This is a genomic window from Sivoneniella epilithica UHCC 1019, from assembly GCF_040830845.1.
Lineage (GTDB): Bacteria > Cyanobacteriota > Cyanobacteriia > Leptolyngbyales > Leptolyngbyaceae > ULC077BIN1.
This window is the reverse complement of sequence record NZ_JBFPDP010000087.1, coordinates 1-10,997: the sequence shown is the minus strand read 5'-3', so window position 1 is coordinate 10,997 and position 10,997 is coordinate 1. Positions and strand designations below refer to the sequence as shown.

General features: G+C 48.4%; 9 protein-coding genes. 8 read left to right on the top strand and 1 reads right to left on the bottom strand.

Annotated elements, in window-relative coordinates; genetic code table 11:
* Positions 1 to 418 precede the first annotated feature (418 nt).
* Complete coding sequence (locus AB3R30_RS26175) at positions 419 to 2,059, top strand: transglutaminase domain-containing protein (RefSeq protein WP_458652148.1); 1,641 nt, start codon at positions 419 to 421, stop codon at positions 2,057 to 2,059.
* A gap of 134 nt (positions 2,060 to 2,193) precedes the next feature.
* Here AB3R30_RS26175 and AB3R30_RS26170 read toward each other — a convergent pair whose 3' ends face one another.
* Positions 2,194 to 3,933, bottom strand: a complete 1,740-nt coding sequence (locus AB3R30_RS26170; protein WP_458652147.1) for a hypothetical protein — start codon at positions 3,931 to 3,933, stop codon at positions 2,194 to 2,196.
* Positions 3,934 to 4,104: 171 nt separating this feature from the next.
* Between AB3R30_RS26170 and hisA the strand changes: the two genes are divergently transcribed.
* From hisA to AB3R30_RS26135, 7 genes are all read left to right on the top strand, one after another.
* Entirely contained in the window at positions 4,105 to 4,878 is a 774-nt protein-coding gene (gene hisA, locus AB3R30_RS26165; RefSeq protein WP_458652146.1) for a 1-(5-phosphoribosyl)-5-[(5-phosphoribosylamino)methylideneamino]imidazole-4-carboxamide isomerase, read from the top strand.
* A gap of 77 nt (positions 4,879 to 4,955) precedes the next feature.
* Positions 4,956 to 5,366: a nuclear transport factor 2 family protein gene (locus AB3R30_RS26160; protein WP_458652145.1), complete on the top strand. Its 411-nt coding sequence runs from the start codon at positions 4,956 to 4,958 to the stop codon at positions 5,364 to 5,366.
* Between the two features lie 86 nt (positions 5,367 to 5,452).
* Entirely contained in the window at positions 5,453 to 5,794 is a 342-nt protein-coding gene (locus AB3R30_RS26155; RefSeq protein ID WP_458652144.1) for a DUF4351 domain-containing protein, read from the top strand.
* Positions 5,791 to 6,468 (top strand): deoxyribose-phosphate aldolase, encoded by a 678-nt coding sequence (gene deoC / locus AB3R30_RS26150; protein WP_458652143.1) that lies wholly within the window; start codon positions 5,791 to 5,793, stop codon positions 6,466 to 6,468. Before AB3R30_RS26155 ends, deoC begins: the two co-directional genes overlap by 4 nt.
* A 298-nt stretch (positions 6,469 to 6,766) precedes the next feature.
* Positions 6,767 to 7,651, top strand: a complete 885-nt coding sequence (gene recO, locus AB3R30_RS26145; RefSeq protein ID WP_458652142.1) for a DNA repair protein RecO — start codon at positions 6,767 to 6,769, stop codon at positions 7,649 to 7,651.
* Between the two features lie 2 nt (positions 7,652 to 7,653).
* The gene (locus AB3R30_RS26140; protein ID WP_458652141.1) at positions 7,654 to 9,426 is read left to right on the top strand and encodes an MFS transporter; all 1,773 of its coding nucleotides are present in this window, start codon (positions 7,654 to 7,656) and stop codon (positions 9,424 to 9,426) included.
* An 85-nt stretch (positions 9,427 to 9,511) separates the two neighbouring features.
* The gene (locus AB3R30_RS26135; RefSeq protein WP_458652140.1) at positions 9,512 to 10,726 is read left to right on the top strand and encodes a glycosyltransferase family 4 protein; all 1,215 of its coding nucleotides are present in this window, start codon (positions 9,512 to 9,514) and stop codon (positions 10,724 to 10,726) included.
* Positions 10,727 to 10,997: the final 271 nt, after the last annotated feature.

The following is a 10,997-nucleotide window of genomic DNA, read 5'->3' as shown; positions in this document are numbered from 1 at the left end:
GGGGGTCGAGAACATTCTTCCCCTGCCTCGCAAGCCGGGGCAGGGGGGAGGACAAAATGTCGAAATTCTTCTTTCCCGCGCTTTTTATGAGCTTTGGTCATTGTTGTCTGGGGACGCCAAATAGAGCTATTTTGACTTTAATCTCTGCTTGACTTCCTTGGATTTCCTTAAGTTGACAGCTATGGCACAAGACTTACCCCTACAGTCAGAAATCATACTTGCATTCAGCAACGTCCATTTTTTTCTCGCAACTGTGTTAGGAGTTTCTGCCAACTATCCTCTGGATACAGTTCTGATCTTGCCTATGCCACTATGATTTGATGATACTTTCAGAAGAATCTGTTTTAGGTCGCCCCCAAGGCTGACTTTGTGCAGTTTATCCCTGAAATTCTCTTAATCTTCTACTATCGAGTTTGCCGTGCAAGATCCCTGGCTTCGTACTATCCGTCCTTTGGCAGCCTGTGCTTTACAGGGTATTGGCTTTTTGGGTGATGATCTTATTGCTCTTGACTCCATTCGTGGCTATTTACTGAGGATTAATCCTGCAACCGATGACACTACGATTCTAAATACGTTGCAGGTAGAAGATTTTATTGGGGCAGAAGGGCTATCGCTGTGGCAAGACGCGCTTTGGGTAGCGCGTGATAATAGTGTTTTCTTTTGCAAAATGGGTGCGTTTTCGTTGCAGCACTTTTTCACGCTGCCCTATCCGGTCACGGGGGTTGGGGTGTGGGAATCGACGATTTATGTTGCCTCACAAAAGGCAGGTTACATCTATATTTTTGAGCAAGCGTCTCGCCGGGAAATTACGCGGTTGCCATTGCCGGGAGTTGGATCTGCCAATTTGGTGGTGCGAGAGGAGGAACTATGGGTCTGCGATCGCCTAGAACAAACCGTGTATTGCCTAGATCGGGCAACGGGTGAGCAAAAATTTTCTGTATTGACTCCGTTTGAATCTCCTACGGGGCTTGCGTTCCATCGCCATCCCATCACGGGTAGCGAAATCCTGTATGTTTGCTATGCCAAAGATGAGGCGTTCATTCGCGACAATCCCAACAATTTGGACAGCCCTTTTGAGGTATCTTTTCGCGATCGCACCTTTGTTCACCCGTTGCAGTTTCATTACGAGCCTAAAACCCACTACGCTTTGTCGAATGGCTACCTGATTGAAATGTCCTATGCAGAGGAGTTGCTGCCTTTAGAAGAGGTGAATTTGGAGCAGTTGGAATGGCGGATTGCGCTGCCTGCGGAAACCGATCGCCAAAAGGTGCGATCGGTGGAGCCAATTGGACGACCCTACACTGAAGAAATTCAGGATGGACAACGAGTTGCGGTGTTTCGGTTTGAAACGCTGAAGCCAAACGAGCGTCATTTATTTGGCTGGAAGGCACTGCTGGAAGTGCGGGCGATTAAATATCAGTTCACTTTTGATGATGTTGACCGGGTGCCCATGCTGTCGCCTGAGTTTAAGGCAATGTATCTGGTGGATGATGATGAATTGGCGATGGATATGCCGCTGATTGTGGAAGCCGCACGGGAGGCGATCGGCACCGAAACAAATATCTTGCGGAAAATGCTGAAAATTCGTAATTTTGTTTACGATCGCCTCTCCTATGCGCTGACTCCTCGGATCGATCCGCCTGATGTCGTGCTAGAGCGCGGTATCGGTTCCTGCGGCGAATATGTAGGTCTGTTGCTGGCACTGGCACGGCTGAATGGGATTGCTTGCCGCACTGTGGGACGTTACAAATGTCCGCCGCAATCAGAATACCGCATGGTGCCTCTTGAACCGGACTATAACCATGTGTGGATTGAGTTTTATATTCCCGGCTATGGCTGGCTACCCATGGAATCGAACCCCGATGATACGGGCGAGGGCGGTCCGTACCCCACGCGCTTTTTCATGGGGCTACCTTGGTATCATGCCGAAATCGCTAAGGGCATTCCGTTTGAAACTTTAACATCGCACGGAAAGCCAGTAGATACGGTTTCAATTGGCGAACTGGCGATCAACCACGTCCGGTTTACGGTGCTAGATGAGTTGCCGCCACCAAGTTAAGGGGATATGTTGAGTTTTGAGTTTGTATTTCACCGTTCGTCATCTGTCCCTCGGTATTGCTTGATTGCCCTTTGCTGAGTTCATGGAATGACTAAAACCTGGCAGGCTTAAAAGAGGGCGATCGCTGGATTGGGCTACTCTTGAGGGTCGGGCTGCTCTACGTTGGGCTGAGCTTGCAACATCGTAGTGCGTACTACAGTTCGTCCTCTGCCCATCAAATCGACTAAGTAGCGTTCTGGAGAAAAGGCAATTTGAATCCGTTTGCTAGCGCACAACTCCGAAAACTGTTGTAATCGGGCAAATTGGGGCGATCGATCTGATTTTTCAGGCGACATTGATGCAAGTAGAGTGGGGTCGGCGATCGTTTTGAGATAATCCTCAAATCCGAGAAAGGCAAGTTTATTAATCATATCTTTCGTCAACTTGCCGTTGAAATAGCCGCCATGCGTGTCGATTTTGCCGCTTGTCCAACTGATTAGCAGACGAATGTAAGCGATCGTATTGGCTACCAAACCTCGATCTAAACGATAGCTAAGAATGTTGGTGGGTTTGCCCTGAGTGTCGTCTTTGAAATCTACATAATCGGTGCAATCGAAGTAGGTGAATAGATTGGCGATCGATTCCTCATCGGGGTTATCTTCTTTTTCCAACTGCTCTAATGGGACTGGCTTCATTAAAGTGTTGATTTCTAGATAGCGCAGCAATTTCACCTGCAATGGATCGGCAGCAAGTTCTGCTCCATTCACAATTCCATAAACGGGATCTTTTGCTCTCTGCATCGGACGAACAGTGACATTGCCCAACCGATGCCCCCACTGGCGGCTACTGGTTGGATAAATAAAATAGTTGGCGGCAGTGGAGGCAATTCGGAGCGCTAGATCGCCTTCATTGCTAAACAAATAGGCTTCTTCACAGCGCCGCAAAGATGACTTGAGAAAATTTGCCCTGCCTAGCGTGATTGCAGTAAAAGGAATATCCGGTGCTACTAAAACCAGCCGCCCTAGCCGAAAGACGTTCCCCAGATCACCATCTGGCGCTTTTTCTATCCCCGAAATTGTGCCAATGGAATTGCGATCGAACACATCCGATAGAATTCGCAGTACGTTCGTCGTCACAAAAGCGCCCATACTATGAGCAATAAAATTCAGTTTGATCCGGCGAAAATTTTTGGGATCATAGGGTTGCCCTGCCTGCTCAGCTTGCTGAATATGCAAATTTTCAATGGCTTGATCGAGTTGACGAATCAGTTCTACTAAATCTGGAACGCCAAAGTTTGTGGCTCGGTAGCTATCTCGAAAGTAGCCAGAAATCCGCAAAATCATTAGGGCGATCGTGAAGATTGCCAGAAATATCGCCACACTCGAAATTAAGGTGACGAACAGCGAATCCACTATGAATAGCAGCAATACACTGACGATGCCTGCGCCCAAAAATGCACTGAGCAAAACCGGCAAAGAAGTGACAACCTTTTTAAGGGTTTTGCTGTCTAACCTAACTTGCTCGGAGGGCCAACGATAGCCTAAAAATACTGTGTTTTTAGCGGTAATATGGCGATTGGCATAGCGCCAAGTGTCCAAATGCCGATCTTTTGCCGCAGTCAGATCCGTGTTGTAGCCATGAATTGCAATAATCAGTTCTGGCGGTTCTGCTCCTTGGTTTGCCGCTTCTAGGTCAATGGCGATTTGGCGAATGATCGCTTCGGGCGAGTCGTTGAACAGTTCAACCCCATCCGAAATTCCTGCATGAGCCAGCGGATTATTATATTCTGGATCTTCCACATTGTCGGGAGCGGTACTGACGGCAAAATAGCCTGGAATTGTAGGGAGTCTGTCTTGATCGCGAAACCGATAAAAAACTAGCAGTGGACTTGGCATTGCGATCGCGCGCTCCCAATAAATTTGACAGGTGAATTTGATCCGAATTCACACGATTATAAATTTCGCGCTCTATTCTGTCAGAATTAGCAACCTTTCTTTGAGTTTTCGCGTGTTCTGTGGCGTAACCTATTGCAATAGAAATATGCGATCGCATAGGAGAAAAGTGACATGAATGTGATTCCCGCGATTGACCTGCTGGGTGGGCGCTGTGTGCGGCTGTATCAGGGTGATTATGACCAGGTACAAACTTACGGCGAGAACCCGGTGGAGGTGGCGCGTCAGTGGCAGGCGGAAGGCGCAACCTATTTGCATGTGGTGGATTTGGATGGGGCGAAAGCGGGACAGCCTGTGAATTTGACGGCAATTGAGGCGATCGCCCGTGCGGTTGATATTCCGGTTCAAGTCGGTGGCGGTTTGCGCGATCGCGCGAGTGTGGCTAGTTTGCTCAATCTGGGGGTGCGGCGAATTATTTTAGGTACGATCGCAGTCGAGCAGCCGGATCTAGTGACGCAGCTTTGTCAGGAGTTTCCCGACCAAGTTGTGGTGGGAATTGACGCAAGGGCGGGCAAGGTAGCAACGCGGGGCTGGCTTGAAACCTCGGAAGTATTGGCAACCGAACTAGCTCAGCGAATGGCGATCGCGGGGGCAGCGGCGATTATCTACACCGATATCTATCGGGATGGCACGATGCAAGGACCCAATCTGGAGGCACTGCGCGAATTGGCAGCGGCGATCGACCTGCCGATCATTGCATCAGGCGGCGTGAGTTCGGTGCGCGATTTGCTCAGCCTCTTGTCATTGGAACCCTTGGGCGTAACGGGCGCGATCGTTGGCAAAGCGCTTTATACTGGCGAAGTCTCTCTCAAAGAAGCTATTCGTGCTGTGGGTCAAGGACGCTGGCAAGACATCCCCCCCGATTTTGGCTCCTCCGCCTTCGCCTAGGATCGAGAATTGCTTAACTTTTTGGTGAATAACGTAAGCTTGTATTTAAGCTGAATAAATTTCTAGTTCCATCCAAAATGCCTGAGGCAAGCACTGAAACACTTCAAATTGCGAAGGATGCTTTTCAAAACTTCTCTTGTGGGTTAGCTGGTGGAGATTGGTCACCGTTTTTGAACCAATTGAGTGATGATTTCACATTCTGGTTTCCCACTGGTTCTTTCAAAGGACTGAATCGCGGACGGGAAAGAGCGAGAGAATTTTTTGATTCAGTATCTCGCGTGTTTCCTGAAGGACTCACACTAACTGTGCAGCAGATCACAAGTAACCCTACGACCGTTGTTTTTGAAGTCCGTTCTCAAGGCTCTATGTTAGAACATGCCTACCAAAATCAGGCAGCGATCTCCTTTGAGGTCAGGAACGGCAAAATTTGTGCCTACCGTGAATATTTGGGAGTTGTTTTCCAGTTGGCGCAACAGTTGAGTTCTTGAGTGAGATCGTCTAACCAAAACAGCGATCGCAGCGTACCATCATATCCACCGGACAGATCCTGGCAGGGCTAAAATTTGAGAAAGCATTGATTCAAAAAATCTTTCGGGAGGGCATGATGCGGGAATCGGTTATTTATCAAGACATCCTTGAAGAAGGGCGCGAGGAAGGACGTGAGGAAGGGCGATCGCAAGGGCGCGAGGAAGGACGTGAAGAAGGGCGATCGCAAGGGGAGTTAAACCTAGTTATTCGCTTGCTGAATCGGCGGTTTGGCACAGTAGATGAAATCGTGCGATCGCGTATCGTCGCCCTACCCATAACTTTATTAGAGGACTTAGGAGAAGCGCTGTTAGATTTTGCAGAAATAGACGACTTAATCAACTGGCTACAAACCCACGTCCCCGAAAGCAATCAGCCACCCGCACAATGAATAGTAACTCCAATCTAGATATTGACTTAGCCGCGTTTATTGACCATGCTTTGCTCACTCCAACCGCCACTCCAGAGCAGGTAGAACAGTGGTGCGAAGAATGCGATCGCTTTGGGTTTGCAGCGGTCTGTTTACATCCGGTTCATGTGCAGCAAGCGACTCGTTTGCTCTATGGAAAAAAGCCTAAAGTCTGCACGGTGATTGGTTTTCCCTATGGCGCGAACACTTCTACCGTCAAGCTTTATGAAGCAGCGGAAGCGGCAGAAAATGGTGCCGCAGAATTGGATGTGGTGATTAATATTGGCTGGCTGAAAGTTGGGAAACTGGACGAAGTGCATCGCGAAATTGCGGATATTTGCGACCAAACGGGACAAACCGTTAAAGCGATTTTAGAAATGGCACTATTAACGCCAGCCGAGAAAAAACTGGCAGCAGAGATTTGCATGGATGCTGGAGCCGCTTTTTTGAAAACTAGCACGGGGCTAAATGGCGGCGCAACCTTGGAAGACGTGAGGATATTAAAGGAACTGACTCACGATCGCGTGGAGATTAAAGCTTCCGGAGGAATCCGAACAGTAGAACAGGCATTAGATTTAATTAACGCGGGTGCAACTCGCCTCGGTACGTCGCGCGGCGTGGATCTGGTACATCAGCGTAATCAGCAAAGAGAGTAGAAAATTCAGGGTTAGGAAGGAATGTCGAATAGCGAATGCAGAATGGCGAATCCAACGTCGAGCGTAGGAGATGATTAAACGTTTTTGTAAGCTCTTCGGCTATAGGGAAGTAAAACAGACAACAATCAAGTAATCTATCATTGCTGAATCTGGGGATGAAATTTGTAGGGGCAAATCCCTTGTGGTTGCCCTCCATATACGTCAGGGTAGGCACAAGACTAACCCTACAGTCAGAAATCGTCACTCGCCATTCGCCACTCGTCACTCGCCATTCGCCACTCGTCACTCGCCATTTCTTATGTCTCGTACTTATAAAGCAATCGGAATTAATCTTAAAAGTATGCCGCTGGGGGAAGCAGATCGATTGCTGACGATTTTGACGCGGGAGCATGGTTTGGTGAAGGCGATCGCTATGGGTGCCCGGAAACACAACTCCAAAATGGGCGGACGCAGCGGCTTGTTTGTGGTGAATGACTTACTGATTGCGAAAGGAAAATCGCTTGATAAAATTACCCAAGCGGAAACAGTGATCTCGTATCCGGGTTTAGGAAAAGATTTGCAGCGATTAACGGCTAGCCAATATTTAGCAGAACTCTGTCTCTATCAAGCGTTGAGTGATCAGCCACAAGACGAGTTGTTTTGTACCTTAAACGAACAATTAGAGCAACTAGAGCGATCGCCCACCTCGCTAATTTTGCTCACTCTCATCTCTGGGATTTATCAACTCTTGACCCTGGCAGGAGTTGCCCCTGAAGTCCATCGCTGTTGCATCACTCAGCATCTTTTAACTCCCAACCAAGCCGTTGGCTTTAGCATTCCTGCGGGTGGCACTGTTACTTTAGAATCATTAGAGCAGCTGCAACAGCCCCACAGTCCGCAAGCTGCCCGTATCACTAAACCTATTCAAGGTTCGTTTAAGCGAAATGCCCAACTTCATAGTCTAATTGGAGGACAGGAGTTGCTGATCCTTCAGGCGATCGCCCAACCCGATCCTTCACAAGTGGATACATTTTCCAGCCAGCCGCCTGCTAATTTTGTCCAGCTTGCTGCTTCAATGACGGCTTGCATCGCGGTAGAGCGGATTTTACGCCAGTATGCTCAGTATCATTTCGATCGCTCAATTCGTTCCGCAACCTTGATGGATGCCTGTTTCTCAAGCTCACCTCTGCCCCAACCGTCATAATCATGATGCAATTGCCCAAGCCCAATCTAGAAGCCATGATGATGCAATCTGTAGAATCCATGAATGAGGATCAAGAGCAAGAGCGGCATCCAGATACATCCTTAGTTGATTACACGCTTGATCAAACTTTGTTACAATCCGATACAGGTTCTCAGGCAGATTCTTGCTTAGAAAATGATGTAAGTTTGTCGGCGAATGCTCTGTACGATAAAAGTGAAAACGATCAAAGTAAAAAATGGGCTTCGGTAATGTTTCGTTCTGAAGAAGATGAATTACTTGAATCAACAGATCGGGCTTCAGGATATTCTTTAGCAGCCGAGTCTTTAGGCGATCGCGCTGCTGAGTCTATTATTAAATCAACGCCGCCGGACCCATTGAGCCTACCTAATTCCCAACAGAAAGGTGAGTCCGAGCCAGAGCGTGGTTTTCTGCCAGTCTTAAAAAATCGAAGTTTTCTAACGCTTTGGGGGGGGCAAGTTTTCTCTCAACTGGCGGATAAAGTCTATCTGGTGCTGATGATCGCGTTGATTGCTAGCCGCTTCCAATCCGAAGACCAGACCATCAGCGGTTGGGTTTCGTCGATTATGATTGCGTCTACGATTCCGGCTGTGTTGTTCGGGTCGATCGCAGGTGTATATGTCGATCGCTGGTCTAAAAAGGCTGTCTTGGTGATCACGAACTTGTTGCGCGGCAGTCTAGTTATTTTCTTGCCGTTTTTACTGTGGCTGACTAAAGGCTGGGCACCCTGGCATGGCTTACCCGTGGGTTTTTATGTGCTGCTGATTATCACCTTTTTAGTGTCTACCCTCACCCAGTTTTTTGCACCCGCTGAACAGTCTGCAATTCCGCTGATTGTGGAACGGCGGCATCTTCTTTCTGCCAATTCGCTTTACACCACAACGATGATGGCATCGGTGATTGTTGGCTTTGCTGTGGGTGAGCCGCTGTTGGCGATCGCGGATGGCATTGCAACTCACCTGGGTTGGACTGCCGTCGGATTAGGCAAAGAGCTAGTGGTAGGCGGCAGCTATGCGATCGCTGGGCTGGTTTTGCTGCTGCTCAAGATTGAAGAAAAAAAACGCTACCCATCTTTTCAATTTTCATCAAACGGCACAACGAATGGAGCCGCCAAGCAGCCAGAAGAGGCGGAAGCCCCTCCCCATGTATTTGCAGATATTCGGGATGGAATTCGTTATCTAGGACAGCAAAAACAGGTTCGCGGCGCGTTAATTCAACTGGTGATTTTGTTTTCGGTATTTGCGGCGTTGGCGGTGCTGGCAGTGCGGTTGGCTGAGGTGATTCCTGAAATCAAGTCTTCCCAGTTTGGCTTTTTGTTGGCGGCGGGTGGAGTTGGGATGGCGATCGGGGCGGCGTTCATTGGTTATTTTGGACAACGATTTCCCCATTCTCGCCTCAGCCTCTGGGGTTCGCTCGGCATGGCTGCGGCATTAGCAGGATTAGCATTCTTTTCTCACCATCTGATTCCTGTGCTGCTGTTGTTGGGGATCTTGGGGTTGTGTTCGGCGATCGTGGGCGTGCCGATGCAAACAACCATTCAAGAACAAACGCCCGAAGAAATGCGAGGCAAAGTGTTTGGTCTTCAAAATAATGCGATTAACATTGCTTTAAGCTTGCCACTTGCGCTCGCTGGAATTGCTGAAACGTTTTTTGGGTTGCGCGTTGTTTTCTTTGGTCTAGCAGCTTTAATGGTCGCAGGTGGGGTCTTAACCTGGTATATTAGCTCCGACAAGCCTAGCCAAACGTTAGAATCGTGAAGTTGTTCTTAACGATTGGTTAGACTGTTGGGCAGTTTTATACTGCTGACATTCCGCTAACCTTCCCATAGAGCAACAAAATCGAATGCACATTGCATGGCTTGGAAAAAAGGCTCCTTTTTGTGGCAATGTTACCTACAGTCGAGAGGTGACGAATGCTTTACAAGATTTAGGACATCAGGTCAGCTTTTTTCACTTCGCCCAGGAAGGACCGCCCCCTGATAATTGGCCTGATTTTTTAGAAGAAGTTTCAATTCCATTTCTTCACAAATCCCAGCTTTATACCATTCCAAATTTTCGCTCTAAGAAAGTGTTGACCGATTCTTTGGAAGACCTAAAACCCGATGTGGTACACGCCTCTTTAACGCTGTCACCCCTGGATTTTTTGCTGCCAGAAATTTGTGAAGACCTGGATATTCCGCTAGTTGCTACGTTTCATCCCGCCTTCGATCGCAAACTGCGAAACTTTTCCTCTGGAACTCAGCATCTCGCCTATCAGCTTTATGCGCCCTGTTTGGCGAAATACGATCGCGTGATTGTCTTCTCCAACATCCAGCGGGCAATTTTGATCAAGCTAGGAGTCGCACCCTCTCGGATTGCCGTGATTCCCAATGGAGTCGATACCCAAAAATATTGTCCGGGTGCTTCCAACTTCAAAGCAGAAGTCGGGGCAAAGCGCGTGTTTCTCTATCAAGGACGCATTTCTCCCGAAAAAAATGTGGAATCTCTGTTAAAAGCCTGGAAACAATCCAACATGGGCGTGGGAGCCAAACTCGTGATTGTAGGAAATCATGGACCGCTTGCCGCTTCCCTCACTCCGTTCTATGGCACAGAACACGGCATTATTTGGATGGGCTTCATTGCCAACGAGCAGCGCCGCATCGAAATTTTGCGGGGCACCGATGTGTTTGTTTTACCTTCGTTGGTAGAAGGATTATCGCTTTCGTTGCTAGAAGCGATGGCGTGTGGTCTTGCTTGTGTGGCAACCGACGCAGGCGCAGATGGCGAAGTATTAGAAAAAGAAGCCGGAGTTATCCTTAAAACCCAGGGCGTAGCGACTCAGCTTAAAATCTTACTGCCACAATTGCGAGACCATAGCGCTTGGACAACCATTCTTGGTACTAATGCCCGTCAACGTGCTGAGGAACGTTATACCTTAAGCGACAACATTGCTCAAGTTGAAAAGCTTTATAGTGAATTATTGCTGTTGCGATCGCAATCCAAACGGCAAACTCCACAGTATTTAAGCCACACCTCCCCGCACCTGAGCGACGATGTTTTTGTCCGCTCTAAGTATTAAAAACCACTTTGCTATTCGCCTTAGAATGAGTACACCGATCATTCCCACTCGGGAACAAGAGTTCGCTTGTTTTAGGCTATGCGCCAATTTGACGCGATGTGCAACTTTCCTGAAACAACGCAAACACTGCCCTCACCCTAGCCCTCTCCCGCAGGAGAGGGAACCAGAGATCTTTTGAAAGCCCCTCTCCTGCGGGAGAGGCAGGGTGGTTTCATGTTAGCCAGCGAAAAACTTGATGGATTTGGTTGGCAAGATCGCGAATGCAATCAGG